The organism is Oceanicoccus sp., from assembly GCF_029238675.1.
In the GTDB taxonomy this organism is placed as follows: domain Bacteria; phylum Pseudomonadota; class Gammaproteobacteria; order Pseudomonadales; family Dasaniaceae; genus Oceanicoccus.
This window is the reverse complement of record NZ_JAQWFR010000023.1, coordinates 118,088-133,723: the sequence shown is the minus strand read 5'-3', so window position 1 is coordinate 133,723 and position 15,636 is coordinate 118,088. Positions and strand designations below refer to the sequence as shown.

Annotated in this window: 16 protein-coding genes; 6 read left to right on the top strand and 10 right to left on the bottom strand. The window is 47.4% G+C overall.

Annotation, left to right across the window (positions count from 1 at the left end; genetic code table 11):
* Positions 1-38 precede the first annotated feature (38 nt).
* The 3 genes from P8H32_RS07990 to P8H32_RS07980 form a co-directional block, all read right to left on the bottom strand.
* Positions 39-425 (bottom strand): YkgJ family cysteine cluster protein, encoded by a 387-nt coding sequence (locus P8H32_RS07990; protein WP_301089097.1) that lies wholly within the window; start codon positions 423-425, stop codon positions 39-41.
* Between the two features lie 6 nt (positions 426-431).
* The gene (locus tag P8H32_RS07985) at positions 432-1,724 is read right to left on the bottom strand and encodes a DEAD/DEAH box helicase (protein WP_301089095.1); all 1,293 of its coding nucleotides are present in this window, start codon (positions 1,722-1,724) and stop codon (positions 432-434) included.
* Positions 1,725-1,787: 63 nt separating this feature from the next.
* The gene (locus P8H32_RS07980; protein ID WP_297293192.1) at positions 1,788-2,027 is read right to left on the bottom strand and encodes a VF530 family protein; all 240 of its coding nucleotides are present in this window, start codon (positions 2,025-2,027) and stop codon (positions 1,788-1,790) included.
* A gap of 80 nt (positions 2,028-2,107) precedes the next feature.
* Here P8H32_RS07980 and P8H32_RS07975 point away from each other — a divergent pair, with 80 nt between their 5' ends.
* Positions 2,108-2,350, top strand: coding sequence for an RNA-binding protein (locus P8H32_RS07975; protein ID WP_297293191.1), 243 nt, complete (start codon positions 2,108-2,110; stop codon positions 2,348-2,350).
* A 207-nt stretch (positions 2,351-2,557) separates the two neighbouring features.
* Entirely contained in the window at positions 2,558-4,672 is a 2,115-nt protein-coding gene (locus tag P8H32_RS07970) for a carboxy terminal-processing peptidase (protein ID WP_297293190.1), read from the top strand.
* 490 nt (positions 4,673-5,162) lie between these two features.
* Here the strand turns inward: P8H32_RS07970 and cysG are convergent, their stop codons facing one another.
* The 7 genes from cysG to P8H32_RS07935 are packed head-to-tail and all read right to left on the bottom strand — an operon-like array spanning position 5,163 to position 12,762.
* On the bottom strand, positions 5,163-6,545 hold the full coding sequence (cysG, locus tag P8H32_RS07965) for a siroheme synthase CysG (protein WP_297292712.1): 1,383 nt from the start codon (positions 6,543-6,545) through the stop codon (positions 5,163-5,165).
* 14 nt (positions 6,546-6,559) lie between these two features.
* On the bottom strand, positions 6,560-7,849 hold the full coding sequence (serS, locus tag P8H32_RS07960; protein ID WP_297292713.1) for a serine--tRNA ligase: 1,290 nt from the start codon (positions 7,847-7,849) through the stop codon (positions 6,560-6,562).
* 24 nt (positions 7,850-7,873) lie between these two features.
* A complete protein-coding gene (gene crcB, locus P8H32_RS07955) occupies positions 7,874-8,263 on the bottom strand; it encodes a fluoride efflux transporter CrcB (protein WP_297292714.1) in 390 nt (129 codons plus the stop codon).
* Between the two features lie 33 nt (positions 8,264-8,296).
* Positions 8,297-9,619 carry a replication-associated recombination protein A gene (locus tag P8H32_RS07950; protein ID WP_297292715.1) on the bottom strand — a complete coding sequence of 441 codons (1,323 nt, stop codon included), beginning with the start codon at positions 9,617-9,619 and terminating at the stop codon, positions 8,297-8,299.
* The gene (lolA, locus tag P8H32_RS07945) at positions 9,609-10,238 is read right to left on the bottom strand and encodes an outer membrane lipoprotein chaperone LolA (RefSeq protein ID WP_301089093.1); all 630 of its coding nucleotides are present in this window, start codon (positions 10,236-10,238) and stop codon (positions 9,609-9,611) included. Before lolA ends, P8H32_RS07950 begins: the two co-directional genes overlap by 11 nt.
* A 21-nt stretch (positions 10,239-10,259) precedes the next feature.
* Positions 10,260-12,608 (bottom strand): DNA translocase FtsK, encoded by a 2,349-nt coding sequence (locus P8H32_RS07940; protein WP_301089116.1) that lies wholly within the window; start codon positions 12,606-12,608, stop codon positions 10,260-10,262.
* Positions 12,601-12,762 carry a hypothetical protein gene (locus tag P8H32_RS07935; RefSeq protein WP_297292718.1) on the bottom strand — a complete coding sequence of 54 codons (162 nt, stop codon included), beginning with the start codon at positions 12,760-12,762 and terminating at the stop codon, positions 12,601-12,603. Before P8H32_RS07935 ends, P8H32_RS07940 begins: the two co-directional genes overlap by 8 nt.
* A gap of 112 nt (positions 12,763-12,874) precedes the next feature.
* On the opposite strand from P8H32_RS07935, the gene trxB reads away from it, so the two are divergent.
* From trxB to infA, 4 genes are all read left to right on the top strand, one after another.
* A complete protein-coding gene (gene trxB / locus P8H32_RS07930) occupies positions 12,875-13,828 on the top strand; it encodes a thioredoxin-disulfide reductase (RefSeq protein WP_297292719.1) in 954 nt (317 codons plus the stop codon).
* Between the two features lie 45 nt (positions 13,829-13,873).
* On the top strand, positions 13,874-14,608 hold the full coding sequence (aat, locus tag P8H32_RS07925; RefSeq protein WP_297292720.1) for a leucyl/phenylalanyl-tRNA--protein transferase: 735 nt from the start codon (positions 13,874-13,876) through the stop codon (positions 14,606-14,608).
* The gene (locus P8H32_RS07920; protein ID WP_301089091.1) at positions 14,605-15,312 is read left to right on the top strand and encodes an arginyltransferase; all 708 of its coding nucleotides are present in this window, start codon (positions 14,605-14,607) and stop codon (positions 15,310-15,312) included. The genes aat and P8H32_RS07920 overlap by 4 nt, the downstream gene beginning before the upstream one ends.
* Positions 15,313-15,404: 92 nt before the next feature.
* Positions 15,405-15,623 carry a translation initiation factor IF-1 gene (infA, locus tag P8H32_RS07915; protein WP_085759977.1) on the top strand — a complete coding sequence of 73 codons (219 nt, stop codon included), beginning with the start codon at positions 15,405-15,407 and terminating at the stop codon, positions 15,621-15,623.
* Positions 15,624-15,636 lie beyond the last annotated feature (13 nt).

Genomic DNA, 15,636 nt, shown 5'->3' with positions numbered 1-15,636 from the left:
AAATGCACTCGAGGGCGGGAACGACGTTGGTGGTGGTGTTATCCGCCCAAAGGGGGGCGGCTATCCATCATTAAACCATCCAAAGTCTGCTGTGCCTGTTTTCGATCAGCAAGGTCTTTAAGCTCAATCATCTCGCAGTCATCCTTGATCATATCATTAATAGTCACCGGGTAATGACGGCAATCTTCAGGCCTATCCTCATAAATTGAACAGCCGTAACTGGGCTTTTCGTCTAATTGCACTAACCACGGGCAACGCGTTAATTGTTCGCCAGTATCGGGAGAGAACCATAACTTACCGCCCCGCACATAACGTGCAATATCTGGTTTAAATATCTCCCAGCCTTCTATATCTTCATCGGAGGCCGTTAGACCTCCATCACTATAATTAATACAGCATTTGCCGCACTGGTTACAGGCTTTCATCAGGCGCTACTTCTTACGGATAACATCAAGACCATCTCCGGTAACCCGCCTTACTTTTTTGCTACTACTCGGTCGCTTACCTGGCTTGGCTTTCTTGTTATCCGTTTTTTTCTTTTTCGAACCTGCTGGTTTGCCGGATTTCTTCAGCTTTTTTGGGCCGGTATAGTTGGCTTTTAAATCCTTAATCACACGACGCTCAAAACGGATTTTAAGATAGCGTTCAATACTGGACATCTGATTCCATTCATCGGCATTGACCAGGCTAATGGCCTTACCTTCATTCCCCGCTCTGCCGGTACGACCGACACGATGAACATGATCATCTCCGGAATGAGCCACTGCAAAGTTAATCACCAGGTCTACATCATTGATATCCAATCCCCGGGCGGCTAAATCGGTGGCTACCAATATTTGAATAGCCCCTTGTCGAAAGCTATTCATAATTTGCTTGCGATCATTCTGAGGGATATCACCATGCAGAAAGTTAACCCTTCTTTTTTTATACTTGAGGAAATGACTGAGCTGCTCACATTGAACGCGCTTATTGCAGAAGATAAAGACTTTTTGCGCACCCTCTTCTGTAACAATGGCATCCACCAACGTCTCTTTATGTTTAATATCGTCAGCTAAAACCATCTGCTGGAGAATATGACTATGCTGTTGACGATGGGAATCTATCTCAATGGTCTGCGGGTCAGAAAAGCTGGCTATCACCCTATCCATACCCTTTGTATCCAGGGTGGCAGAAAATAACAGGTTTTGTCGGCTGGAGTTGCTGTATTCGGAAATGGTATGCATGGCTATGGCAAAGCCCATATCCAACATACGATCAGCTTCATCCAGCACTAATACTTCCAAATCCCTAAAGTCAGGATTGCCCTTCTCAATATGATCAACGAGGCGCCCGGGTGTTGCTATTAATACTTCAGGGTTTTTCCGCAGGGTAGCTACCTGATGCTTATAGGCCTCGCCACCGATAATCAAACCGCATTTTAGATAGGTGAAAGCGGCAAGCTGCTCGAAATGCTTTTTTGTTTGCAGGGCAAGCTCGCGGGTTGGTAACAGAATTAGCGCCCTGGTGCCGGTGTTAGGTGATTCCTGTTCCAGCAGCCGGTGCAAAATGGGCAGCAGAAAAGCAGCCGTTTTACCACTTCCCGTTTGCGCTGACACCAAAAGGTCCTTACCGGAAATAGCGGCAGGGATAGCCTCGGCCTGCACCTTGGTGGCCTCGGTAAAGCCCAGCTTATCCAGCGCTTTAAAGAGTTGTTTGTGCAGGGGCAGATCTGTAAGTAATGACAATTCAGGCTTCCAGTGGGGATTTTTGCGGCTATTTTAGCAGAGTTGCTATGAGCTGATGGATTATTATTCGCCTTTTAGCCATACGCTGTTTTGGGTATCCAAATACAGCTGCTCTACTTTTTGCCTGGCCCAGGGTGTTTTTCTAAGGAACTTAAGGCTGGATTTAATCGAAGGGTCATTATTAAAACAGCGGATATCAATTTTACTGCCCAGGCCATCCCAGCCGTAATGCTCCACCAGATTACTAAGAATAGCCTCAAGGGTAAGACCATGCAGGGGGTTGTTCGGTTGTTGTTTACTCATAAATCCTTAAACCTTTACTGGGAGCTAGCCATACATGCTGTTAACATAGCCCGCCCACTTTAAACCATCACGGCAAATCCATGAAAGTATTAATCCGTAATTTAAGTCGCAGCACAACTGAAGCCACTATCCTTGAGCTGTTTCAGGCCCACGGCAGCGTTCAGTCCTGTAATGTAGTGATGGACCAAAAAACCGGAGGCTCCAAGGGTTTCGGCTTTGTAGAGATGCCAAACCCGGGCGAGGCTAAAGCCGCTATAAAAACACTGAATGCCATTGACCTTGAAGGCAGCACAATTCGTGTAAAAAAGGCGGACAATAAATAATAGATTCAAGTAGTTAAGGGATCTATTTAAAGTAATATATAGAATGAAAGCATCACTAGTACAGCCACCCAAGACCGCTACTCACTATTAATATCACCCTAAGTTGTCTTATAGTGACTCGCCTATTGGCTTGGATATCGCCATTTCACTGAACTTAATGCCATATTGTCGCTCTGTTTTGCTAAGAGCCTGTTGAGATAAACATTTATGACCGTTACAAACCGTGCCCGTTTTATCGCCGTTTGCACTGCACTACTGACCACCCTACTAGCTTCTTCGGCCATTAGCGCCAAAGTAGAACCCCCAAAGGGCGATATCACCTATAGCAAGCAGCAATCCAAAACCGCGTTGGATATTATCAACAAGCTTGGCCAGCGCCACTATATTACCCAAACCCTCAATGACCGCATGTCATCGCGTATCTTCGATAATTACCTGAAGCGGCTGGATGGCAATAAAAGCCTGTTTTTAAACGCTGACCTGGAAGAATTTGAGCAGTATCGCTACACCATTGATAACACCATGAATAAGGGGGACCTCAATCCCGGTTATATTATCTTTAACCGCTATCAGCAACGCCTGGTGGCCCGACTTAATTCCATTATTGAAAAGCTGCCTGAGTTGGTCGCTTCAATGGACTTTGAACGAGATGAATCACTGGAACTTGACCGCAAGGAGACGCCCTGGCCCACTAACTCGGCTGAAGCCGATGAGTTATGGCGCAAGATTATTAAAAGCCGGGTGATCAGCTTACGTGCCGCCAACAAAGAAGAAGCTGAAATTGCCCCACTGCTAATTAAGCGCTACCAGAACCAGCTAAACCGGGTTCAGCAGTCCACTTCGGAAGATGCCTTCCAGATTTATATGAACTCAATGACGGCTCTCTATGATCCCCATACCAATTATTTGTCACCCACAACCTCTGAAAACTTTAATATCAATATGAGCCTTTCCCTTGAAGGGATTGGTGCTGTGCTACAAACAGAAGATGAGTTCACCAAAGTTGTACGCCTTGTGCATGCAGGGCCTGCTGATAAACAAGGTCAACTACAACCCTCTGATCGTATTGTGGGTGTCGCACAAGATGATGGTGAAATTGAAGACGTTATTGGCTTAAGACTGGATGAGGTCGTCAAACTGATCCGGGGTAAGAAAGGTAGCAAGGTTCGCCTTGAGGTTATTCCGGTTAGCGCCAAAACTGATGACGAACATAAGATTATTGAAATTGTACGAGACACTGTAAAACTGGAAGAACAAAGCGCCCAGAAAAAAGTGCTGGATATCTACCACAACGACAAGCTGTCTAAGATAGGGATTATCGATATTCCTGCTTTTTATATTGATTTTGAAGCGATGCGCAAAGGCGACCCGCAATATAAGAGCACCACGCGGGATGTTAGCAAGTTGTTATCAGAACTCATTGAAGAAGGTGTTGATGGCATCATTATCGATTTACGGGAAAATGGCGGCGGCTCCTTACAGGAGGCAAATCAATTAACCGGTTTGTTTATCGAGCAAGGTCCTACCGTTCAGATAAGGCATTCCAATAAGCAGGTTTATCGCGATGGCAAACGTGCGAGAAGCCCTTATTACCAAGGGCCATTAGTGGTTTTAATCAATCGCCTAAGCGCCTCTGCCTCTGAAATTTTTGCCGGCGCTATTCAGGATTACCAGCGCGGCATTGTGGTGGGTACCCAGTCATTTGGTAAAGGCACGGTGCAATCATTAACACCGCTTAAGCAAGGTCAGTTAAAAATTACTGAATCCAAGTTCTACCGTATTTCCGGTGAAAGTACGCAGCACCGTGGTGTCATTCCAGATATCGAATTCCCGGCTATCTATGATAAAGAAAAAGTGGGTGAAAGCTCTTTGGATAACGCACTAGCATGGGACCGCATTGACCCCATCAGGCACCACCGCTATTTTAATCTGCCGGCGATTATGCCCCAACTGAAAAGCAAACATGCGGGGCGTTTAAAAACTGACCCTGACTTTATCTTTCTGGAAGCACAACTTGAACTGCTGGAAGAGTCACGTGCTGTGACCTCAATAAGCTTAAATGAGAAAACTCGCCTCGCTGAGCAAGACGAAGATAAAGCGAAAGCACTGGTGATTGAAAATGCACGCCGCACTGCCAAAGGTTTGGACCCACTGGCTTCTTTAGATGAAGAAGAGCAAGCCGAAGAGGCTGATCAAGAAGTGGAAGATAAAACCGAAGAAGATGAAGAGGAGGAAATTGATCCTCTACTTACTGAGGCTGGTCATATTCTGATGGATGCACTGCCGGTTTACGGCGTGAAGAAAATGGCTACCAACCCCTAACTTACTGTCATTCCCGCGAAGGCGGGAATCCAGCCTGCATGCTTATGCTGTTATTTCCGCTAAAGCGGAAATCTACAGCGCTGGATTCCCGCCTTCGCGGGAATGACGGGGTGTGATTACACGTTAAAACTAATCGAGGAGCGGCGTCTTTCTGGCCCGCTTCTACGGTCCATAACCTGCTTGGCACTAGTGCGACCACGGCGATCCCTATTTAACCGCCGATCAATAGCACCAGCTTCACGCTTACCAGTTGCGCTGGACTGCACTACTCTGGGCTGGTTTGCGGTTTTGCTGGGCGCTGTTGAGCTGGGTGTAGCATATGTTGTTGGAAAATTAACCATTTTTGCCTCCTATATCCAAACTATCGACAGGGTGACTAAAAACTTTAGCGTGACGGGATAGCTATCCACGGTAATAAATCACTAAGTCTACGTCTTGTTTGGATGCTTTCGGTCTTTTTGGTTCTGTCTATTTGGTTCAATCTACCTAATCAATGCTCAAACCATGCCAACTTTTCTCTTAAGGTGACAACTTCGCCGACAATCAGCAAAGTTGGCGGCCTAACCTGCTCTTTTACCACTTTTTCGGGCATTTCTTTTAGCGTGCTTACCAGCACACGCTGATGCTCAGTTGTACCTTGCTGTATCAGCGCAATGGGGGTTTGTGTATCACGTCCGTACTCAATCAGTTTCTGGCAAATGGTTGGCAAGCCTACCAGCCCCATATAGAAAACCAGGGTTTGTTTAGTGTGCACCAATTCAGGCCAGGGTAAATCAGCTGTACCATTCTTTAAATGACCAGTAACAAAACGTACTGACTGGGCATAGTCGCGATGTGTTAAGGGAATACCGGCATAGGACGAGCAGCCAGAAGCTGCGGTAATACCGGGTACCACTTGAAAAGGAATATTGTGCGAAGCGAGCTCTTCTATTTCTTCACCACCGCGGCCAAAGATAAAGGGGTCGCCACCCTTTAAGCGCAGCACACGCTTGCCCTCCTTAGCCAGCTTAACCAGCATCTGGTTAATATCTTGCTGGGGCACGGCATGATCAGAGCGTTTTTTACCCACATAAATTCTTTCAGCATCGCGACGGGTAAGATCTATAATTTGATCAGCAACCAGGCGATCGTAAAGAACCACATCGGCTTTCTGCATTAAGCGAAGTGCTCTAAAGGTCAGTAGGTCTGGGTCGCCCGGGCCTGCACCCACCAAATAGACCTCGCCATTCATCATCTCAACGGGGTCATCATCCAGGCGTTGTGCCAACATCTCTTGAGCAACAGATTCTTTGCCGGCAAATACCATTTCGGCAATAGGTCCATCTAATACGTCTTCCCAAAAGTTTTTCCGTTCATCCACGGTTTTATAACTGAGCTTAACCTTATCGCGGAAACCACCTACTAAGCTGGCAAGACGACCATAAGCCGCAGGGACCAAACTCTCTATTTTTGAGCGCAGCATTCTGGCAAGCACCGGTGACTTACCGCCACTTGAAACCGCTATCACTAAAGGCGAGCGATCAATAATGGCAGGAAGGATAACACTGCACAGCTCCGGACTATCAACCACATTAACAGGTACATGGCGTTGATGAGCATCCTCAGACACCTGTTTGTTTAATGCCAGGTCATCGGTGGCGGCAACAATTAAAAATCGGCCTTCAATATCTGCTGTTGAATAATCACCGATACGAATACTGCCGCCGGTTGATTGCACCAACTGCTCTAACTCTGGCAGCACATCGTGGGCAACAATATAAATGATAGCGCCGGATTTTTGCAGCAGCGTGGCTTTACGCAAAGCCACGGCGCCACCACCAATAATGACACAGGGTTTATTTTTTAGTTGAAAATAGAGTGGTAAAAAATCCATTAGCTCAGCTGCCGTTATAGTTTGCTTGCGCCGCCCATATAGGGGCGCAAGGCTTCAGGAATTTCAACACCACCATCAGCAGTTTGATAGTTTTCCAGCACCGCAACCAGGGTGCGACCTACGGCAAGACCAGAGCCATTAATGGTATTTAATAACTCAGGCTTTCCAGTTTCAGGATTGCGCCAGCGAGCAAGCATACGCCGCGCCTGATAGTCGCCAAAATTAGAACAAGAAGAAATTTCACGGTACTTCTGTTGGCCCGGTAACCAAACCTCAAGGTCATAAGTGCGCTGGGCAGAAAAGCCTAAATCACCACCACAGAGAATCACCTTTCTATAAGGGAGATTCAACTTTTGTAGAATAGCTTCGGCATTTTCGGTTAAAGTTTCCAGTTCAGCAGCGGCCCGCCCTGGCTTAACCATCTTAACTAGCTCAACTTTTTCAAACTGGTGTTGACGAATCATACCGCGGGTATCACGGCCATAGCTGCCCGCTTCACTTCGAAAACAAGGGGTATGACAAACAAAGCGCAAGCCATCGCCTAGCTCTTTTTCTTCAAAGATGGTGTCTCTGGCGATATTGGTTACCGGTACTTCGGCGGTGGGGATTAAATAATAGTTTTGCTCGCCTTCAAGTTTAAACAGGTCTTCTTCAAATTTTGGCAGCTGCCCTGTACCACGGAGAGAATCCGCGTTGACCATAAACGGTACATAGACTTCGTTGTAACCATGTTCATTGATATGAGTGTCGAGCATAAATTGAGTTAACGCTCGATGCAGTCTTGCCATACTGCCTTGCATAACTGCAAAACGTGAGCCGGTAATTTTACTGGCCAGTTCAAAATCAAGGCCACCAACTTCTTCACCAACATCGACATGGTCTTTGACCTCAAAATCAAATTGGCGAGGTTCACCCCATGTCAGAACTTCAACGTTGGCATCTTCGTCATTGCCTTCAGGTACTTCATCGTCGGGAATATTCGGAATACTCATCATCAGCGCTTCCAGTGCTTCTGACGCTGCCGTGGCTTTTTGCTTTAAGGCATTAAGCTGCTCTTCAATTTTTGCCAGGGTTTCGTTAACGGTCTGCTTGGCTTCGTCGACAGGTATACCCTGCTTAACCAGCTCACCAATTTTTTTAGAAGCCTGTTTGCGCTCAGCTAATAAACTTTGGCTTTCAGTGTCCGCTTGCTTGCGCTCTTCATCCAGCTGTCTAAACGCAGCCACATCAAAATCAAACTTTTTCTTTTTAAGTTTTTCTGCAACTTGCTCGGCATTTTGACGAATTAACTTTATATCTAACATCTTACTTAAACCTTAATAGCGTTCTTAAATTAATCGTGTGAGAGTGATAGCCAGCCATGCGGCAAGCACACAAACCAATAAACTACTCACCACATAAAGCAATGCATGAGCTAAATGGCCGTTCTCCAATAACGTAATCGTCTCCAGCGAAAAAGTCGAAAACGTCGTAAATGCGCCTAAAAAACCGATGATAGCCACATTGCGCCAATCCGCGTGCAGAGCCATACGCTCCGCAATCAATACATACATAATACCAATGGCAAAAGAGCCAATAACATTAACGCTCAGTGTACCCAAAGGAAATAAACCCCACTGGGTTTTACTATGGGCAAAGCTGTTAATCCAATTGACCAAACTGTAGCGACAAAGTGCGCCAGCGGCTCCACCAGCGGCAATCATTAGTAGGTGCGTCATAACATCATTATTTGTATTCGTATCATCTATTGTTTAATAGCGGCGTATTTTACTCTTTTTATCCAGCTCACGCAGGTAATTCATCTTATCGGCAATTTTCTTTTCCAAACCGCGGTCTACCGGATGGTAATACTCGGTATCCTGGAGCTGTTCCGGGAAGTAATTTTCACCGGCGGCATAGGCCTCAGGCTCATCATGGGCATAACGATACTCTCCGCCATAACCCAAATCCTTCATCATCGTAGTCGGAGCATTGCGTAAATGCACCGGCACATCGTAACTGGGCTGCTCACGAACATCAGCCATGGCCTGGTTAAAGGCTTTATAGGCAGCGTTGCTCTTGGGGGCGCTGGCCATATAAATCACAGCCTGGGCAATGGCCAACTCCCCTTCAGGACTACCCAAGCGTTCCTGTACGTTCCAGGCATTGAGTGCAATCTCAAGGGCTCTTGGGTCGGCGTTGCCGATATCTTCGCTGGCCATGCGGACTACGCGGCGGGCTATATAGAGCGCATCACAACCACCATCGAGCATACGGCAAAACCAGTACAGGGCTGCATCAGGTGAGCTGCCTCTAACGGATTTATGCAGGGCTGATATCTGCTCATAGAACAGGTCACCACCTTTATCAAAGCGGCGCACAAAACCATCCAGTACTTCCGCAACGGTAGCCGCATCAATATGCTTAACCGCATCCTGTTCTGGCGCCAACTCTAATGAAAGCTCCAACAGGTTTAAAGCCCGCCTGGCATCACCATCTGAGGCCAGGGACAATTGATCCAGCTGCTCTTGCTCCAGGCTTACACTAAGTGATGAATCCAGCTTGCAGGCATTAAGCATAATAGCGGCGATATCCTCATCGTCCAGCGAGCGTAGCTTATACACACGCGTACGGGATAACAGAGCGTTATTCAATTCAAATGATGGGTTCTCGGTAGTGGCGCCAATAAAAATAACGGTGCCATCTTCAACATAAGGCAGGAAAGCATCTTGCTGAGCTTTGTTAAAGCGATGTACCTCATCAATAAACAGTATGGTTTGCCTGCCACTGGACTGATGATGCTTCGCCTCTTCTACGGCTGCACGAATATCCTTTACGCCTGCCAGCACTGCCGACAAAGTAATAAAATGCGCATCGCAGATCTCTGAGACCAGTTTGGCCAGGGATGTTTTACCGACACCGGGCGGACCCCATAGCACCATAGAGTGCAACTGATTGTTTTCCAGGGCTTCACGGAGTGGTTTGCCCTGCCCCAAAATATGCTGCTGGCCAATATAGTCATCCAGCTTTCGTGGCCGCATTTTGGCAGCCAATGGTTGGTAGACCGGTTGTTGTTCAAAGAGGTTACGGTTCATCGCGAATAACATCGACACCGTCAGGGGGTGTAAACAGGAACAAACTATCAGCAACGTCCACATTTAATCTGACGCTGCTAAACATAATCGTCGTTAGCTGTTCAAAACTATCTTTTAATATCATCCCTTGCAGCTGTTTGTTATTAAAGCTGATGGTCAGCTGCTTAAAAAGATTATCTGGGCGATTTGGGGTTAAAGTAAAGGTCAGTGTGTTATCCGCTGAGCTGCTGACTTGAACCTGGTATTGCTTGCTGATTTCATCAACCTCGCCACTCAATAACAGGGCCGGTGCCTTGTCTAAATCCGGTGTAAAGGCTTGCTGGGTGATCTGCTCAAGATCAATATCGTACAACCAGAGGTCTTTGCCGTCAGTGACTACCAAATGCTCATAGGGCTGTTCGGTACGCCAGTGAAAGCGTCTGGGGCGTTTTACCGTCAGCGAGCCCTCGGCTTCTTGTAACACTGCACCGGTATTATCATTAATCGTTTGCTTAAACTCTGCAGTTAAGCTGTTCATCGCTTGTAGCTGGGCACTTAGTTGCTGTACAGCGGTTTCACTGGCAGCAACTAAAGAAAAACTGCTTAAAAGCAGCAGAAAAACAGATCGAAATAGATTCAAAACAAAGGTTCTCTGGGGCGGTTATTCTGACGGTGGTGGCGGCGCTAAAACTTCACGGCTGCCATTGTGTCCCATTTCGGTAACCACGCCTGCAGCTTCCATAGCCTCTATCAAACGTGCAGCGCGGTTATAGCCGATACGCAACTTGCGCTGAACCGAAGAAATCGAAGCGCGTCGCGACTGGGTAACATAGTGCACAGCTTCGTCATATAAAGCATCACTCTCATCATCGCCATCACTGCCGCCGCTACCACCTTCGGCGGTAAAGCCGGGGATAGCCGGGCCATTAGCGCCCTCATCCAATAAACCTTCGATATAGGCAGGCTCGCCACGGCGCTTCCAATCAGCAACGACACGATGCACCTCATCATCAGAGACAAAGGCACCATGAACACGGACAGGCAAACTGGTGCCCGGCGGCAAATACAACATATCACCATGACCTAACAACTGTTCTGCCCCACCCTGGTCCAGTATGGTTCTTGAATCGACCCGCGATGACACCTGAAAGGCAATACGCGAGGGAACGTTAGCTTTAATCAAACCGGTAATAACATCTACCGATGGACGCTGCGTTGCCAGTATCAAATGAATACCGGCTGCACGGGCTTTTTGTGCTATTCGGGCAATTAACTCTTCAACTTTTTTACCGACCACCATCATCATATCGGCAAATTCATCGATAACGACAACGATGGATGGCAGCGTTTCCAGTGGTGGAGCAACTTGCGGATCGGCTTCTGGATCAAACACTTCTTCGGGCACCCATAACGGATCGACAATGGGGTTGTCGCCAGCGGCTGCATCTTCAACTTTGCGATTAAAGCCCGCAAGGTTTCTGACACCCAATGCAGCCATAAGTTTGTAGCGACGCTCCATTTCAGCCACGCACCAGCGCAGGCCATTGGCCGCGTCTTTCATATCGGTGATAACCGGCGTTAACAGATGCGGAATACCGTCATACACCGAAAGCTCAAGCATCTTGGGGTCAACCAAAATTAAGCGAACTTCAGCTGGAGTAGATTTATAGAGGAAGCTTAACAGCATGGCGTTAACACCCACCGACTTACCAGAACCGGTGGTACCGGCAACTAGCAGGTGAGGCATCTTGCCTAAATCGGCGACAATGGGTTCCCCGGAAATATCATGCCCCAGGGCAATACTTAAGGGGGATTTTGAACTTTCATAGACTTGGGATGATAAGACATCGCGATAGTTAACCACTGCCCTGTCTTCGTTGGGAATCTCGATACCGACAACCGATTTACCGGGAATAACCTCAACCACACGAACACTGATCACCGCTAAAGAGCGGGCAATATCTTTAGCAAGGTTAGTAATCTTACTGACTTTAACACCGGTACCAGGCTGAATTTCAAAACGCGTAACTACCGGTCCGGGTAAAACTTCAGTGACTTCTGCCACCACGCCAAAATCCTTGAGCTTGTGCTCTAACAATCTTGATAAGGCTTCCAGGGCATCGGCTGAAAAGCCTTTTTTATGGGAGTCGTCTGCGGGGTCTAATAAATCCAGTGGCGGCAAGGTACCAACAACCGGTGCATTAAATAAGGGGCGCTGCTTTTCTCGCTCTGACCGTTCACTTTTCTCCGGTTTTTTCGGCATTAACTGTATCTTAGGTGCCTTGCGAGTTTTTTCTTTTTCTACTTGTTTGGCAATAACAACCTTTCTTTCCTGCTGTATTTTTTCTTTAGCGCGTTTTTCCTTCCAGGCATGCCAGCGTGCGATAAGGCCGCCACGTAACAGGGCTATCAACTGCAGGGTACGGGCACCCGTCATATCCATTAACTTCAGCCAGGACAAATCGGTAAAAATGGTTATGCCAAATAGCAGTAGCGCCAACAGAATAAGCCTGCCGCCCAAAAGGCTAAAGGCCTCAATACTGGATGAACCCACTGATTGCCCCAGGGCACCACCAGCGCCAAATGGCATTGCGGAGTCACCACTGTCAGCAATCATAGCCAGAGAGGTGCTGGCAATCATTACCAGTATTAAACCGATAACCCGGACCGCAAAGGAAGCCCAATCAAAGGGCTGGGGCTGATAACGCTCGCGGAATAATATCCATGCCCGGTAACCAATCATCAGGGGAAATAAGTAGGCCATATAGCCAAACAGCGAGAGGAAGATATCGGCAAGCCAGGCACCGGTGGGGCCACCGGAGTTAGCAACGGCAGCGCCACTGCCAGTGCGTGACCAACCAGGGTCCGCCTGGTCATAGGTCAAAAGCGCCATCATCAAATAGAGAAAAACCGCCACAAAGCCGATTAAGGCCCCTTCGCGTAAGCGAGGTACAAATTTCTCTACTACCGGGTGGTTGTTTGTTTTATTAACAGAGGCCTGTTTATTCAAGACCGTCACTATCCCCTTGGTACCCAACTAAAAGTACAAACAAAAAAGTTGCTTTTAAAACCTTTGCCGATGAAGAATATTCACCTGCGGGTCTTTTAATTATTGAAAACGGCACAATATTACCATCTAAATCAGCGATTTGCTGCAATAACACATGTATTGCGCCGGTTAATTACACTATTATAGCCGACACTTTTAACGACGGCCTATTACTACGAAATAGTTGTCACCGATTGACTAATACTCAGTTCAGAAGAAGGTATTTTATGAGCGACCTACAACACCATCCCCTAATTATTCTGGGATCTGGCCCTGCCGGTTATACAGCGGCGGTTTATGCAGCCCGTGCCAACTTAAATCCAGTGGTAATTACCGGGATGCAGCAAGGTGGCCAGCTTACTACCACCACCGAGGTGGACAACTGGCCCGGTGATGTTGAAGGCTTACAAGGCCCCGATCTTATGGTCAGGATGCAGCAACATGCTGAACGCTTTGATACGCAAATCCTGTTTGATCATATTGAGGAGACCGACCTGAACCAGCGCCCTTTTATCCTGAAAGGTAATAGCGCCACTTATAGCTGTGATTCATTAATCATTGCTACCGGTGCTTCCGCTCAATATTTGGGCCTACCCTCGGAAGAAGAGTTTATGGGTAAAGGTGTTAGTGCCTGTGCCACCTGCGACGGTTTCTTTTACCGAGGTAAGAAGGTTGCAGTGATTGGTGGCGGTAATACTGCTGTTGAAGAAGCGCTTTATCTTTCCAACCTCGCCTCTGAAGTAACTTTGGTTCATCGCCGCGATAGCTTGCGTTCTGAGAAGATCCTGCGTGATAAGCTTCTGGAGAAAGAGAAAAACGGCAATGTGAAGATACTTTGGAACCATACTCTGGAACAAATTACCGGGGACGATATGGGTGTAACCGGTCTTAACCTGGCTAGCACTGTCGACGATAGCAAGCAGTCTATTGATGTTGCCGGGGTGTTTATTGCCATTGGCCACAAGCCTAATACCGATATCTTTGAAGGCCAACTCACTATGAAAGACGGCTATATCAAAATCAATAGCGGTCTTGAAGGCAAAGCCACGCAAACCAGTGTTGAAGGTGTCTTTGCTGCCGGCGATGTGGCTGACCACATCTACCGTCAGGCAGTAACCTCTGCCGGTGCCGGCTGTATGGCTGCCCTTGATGCTGAAAAGTATATGGATGACCTGGCCTAACACTTGTACTTGACGCCGGGTTAGCTCTCGGCGTCCAATAAGCCCATGCCTACCGTTTCATGGCTGAACCCAGCCACACTTGATTTTCCTACTACAGATAATGCTCTGGATGACCCCAATGGTTTATTGGCGGCTGGGGGCGACTTAAGCCCTGAGCGCTTAATGGCTGCCTATCGTCAGGGTATCTTTCCATGGTTTGAAGACTCCCAACCCATTCTCTGGTGGTCTCCCAGTCCCAGGGCTGTGCTATTTCCAGAAAATATCTATATTTCCAAAAGCCTGAAAAAACGCCTGCGCCGGGGTGAATATACCGTCACCTGTGACCAGCAATTCAGGCAGGTGATGGAACATTGCGCGGATATCCCCAGAGCTGGGCAAGAAGGCACCTGGATTACCGATGAAATGCTGGATGCCTATTGTGAACTGTTTGCAAGGGGGATTGCTCACTCCATTGAGGTCTGGCATGAGGGCCAACTCATGGGCGGCCTTTACGGCATTGCCATCGGCAAGGTGTTTTTCGGGGAGTCGATGTTTAGTCGAAGAACAGACGCTTCCAAAATCGCCTTTGTCCATTTGGCCAAACAGCTTGAGAACTGGGGCTTTGCGGTTATTGACTGTCAGATCTCTAACCCACACTTAAGCAGCCTTGGAGCAGAAGAAATTAATCGCGAGATGTTTACTCGTCTGCTTTCAGATAATATAGATCAGCACAGTAGCCATAACTGGACCGGTGACTGGAACGGGCTTTATGCAAACCAGCGGGAGCAGACATCAACATGACAGTACTGTCGGACTTAAAGGTTTTTGCCACCCATCCCCACTCTTGCGGCTACCTGGAAGATGAGCAGGCAACCACCCTCTTTATTGACCCTGAAGCCACTATTGATTCCAGCACCTACAGCCAGCTGGCTGATATTGGCTTTAGACGCAGCGGCCCCCATATTTACCGCCCCCACTGTGATAGTTGTAAAGCCTGTATTCCAGCCAGGGTACCTGTTGAAAGCTTTAAACCCAGTCGCCGACAACGGAGAATTATTAAGCGCAATAAAGACTTGTCAGTGATTGAGATCGACAATATTTCTGACCCTGCTTGCTACGATCTTTATCAGCGCTACATCAATGCTCGCCATCAGGATGGCGATATGTACCCGCCGAGCTATGAGCAATATATTGGATTTTTGACGGACGATATTGGCAATACCCAATACTATGGCTTTATGCTTGAGCAGCAATTAATTGCCGTCGCAGTCACCGATAAAATGGTCAACGGCCTCTCTGCCATTTACACGTTTTTTGATCCTGACATGGATAAACGCAGTCTCGGTGTCTATGGCGTTTTGTGGCAAATTGAACAATGCCAACGTCTGCAGCTGGACTATGTTTATCTGGGTTACTGGATCAAGGGTTGCCGCAAGATGAGTTACAAAACTGACTATAGACCTTTGCAGCTATTCCTTGAGAATCGCTGGCTAACATTAACTTAATCGACTTTGCTTCCTGCCACGTTTTCAGGCACAATGCGCGCAGTTTTTCACTAGCAGGTGGAATATAGACGAATATCAGAGGAAGCCGCCGGATGGCAAAAGAAGAACAGCTAGAAATGGAAGGTGAAGTCATTGACACCCTTCCCAATACAACATTTAAAGTAAGATTAGAAAACGGCCACGAAGTCATTGCCCATATTTCAGGCAAAATGCGCAAAAACTATATTCGTATTTTGACCGGTGATAAAGTTCGCGTTGAATTAACGCCCTACGATTTAAGCAAAGGTCGTATTACCTACCGCGCAAGATAACTTGTTCGAAAAA

What these genes read in the sequence shown, in the direction of transcription:
- P8H32_RS07990 (WP_301089097.1), bottom strand. Translation starts at nt 425, where the DNA reads ATGAAAGCCTGTAACCAGTGCGGCAAATGCTGTATTAATTATAGTGAT.
- P8H32_RS07980 (WP_297293192.1), bottom strand. Translation starts at nt 2,027, where the DNA reads ATGAGTAAACAACAACCGAACAACCCCCTGCATGGTCTTACCCTTGAG.
- P8H32_RS07975 (WP_297293191.1), top strand. Translation starts at nt 2,108, where the DNA reads ATGAAAGTATTAATCCGTAATTTAAGTCGCAGCACAACTGAAGCCACT.
- P8H32_RS07970 (WP_297293190.1), top strand. Translation starts at nt 2,558, where the DNA reads ATGACCGTTACAAACCGTGCCCGTTTTATCGCCGTTTGCACTGCACTA.
- cysG (WP_297292712.1), bottom strand. Translation starts at nt 6,545, where the DNA reads ATGGATTTTTTACCACTCTATTTTCAACTAAAAAATAAACCCTGTGTC.
- serS (WP_297292713.1), bottom strand. Translation starts at nt 7,849, where the DNA reads ATGTTAGATATAAAGTTAATTCGTCAAAATGCCGAGCAAGTTGCAGAA.
- crcB (WP_297292714.1), bottom strand. Translation starts at nt 8,263, where the DNA reads ATGACGCACCTACTAATGATTGCCGCTGGTGGAGCCGCTGGCGCACTT.
- P8H32_RS07950 (WP_297292715.1), bottom strand. Translation starts at nt 9,619, where the DNA reads ATGAACCGTAACCTCTTTGAACAACAACCGGTCTACCAACCATTGGCT.
- trxB (WP_297292719.1), top strand. Translation starts at nt 12,875, where the DNA reads ATGAGCGACCTACAACACCATCCCCTAATTATTCTGGGATCTGGCCCT.
- aat (WP_297292720.1), top strand. Translation starts at nt 13,874, where the DNA reads ATGCCTACCGTTTCATGGCTGAACCCAGCCACACTTGATTTTCCTACT.
- P8H32_RS07920 (WP_301089091.1), top strand. Translation starts at nt 14,605, where the DNA reads ATGACAGTACTGTCGGACTTAAAGGTTTTTGCCACCCATCCCCACTCT.
- infA (WP_085759977.1), top strand. Translation starts at nt 15,405, where the DNA reads ATGGCAAAAGAAGAACAGCTAGAAATGGAAGGTGAAGTCATTGACACC.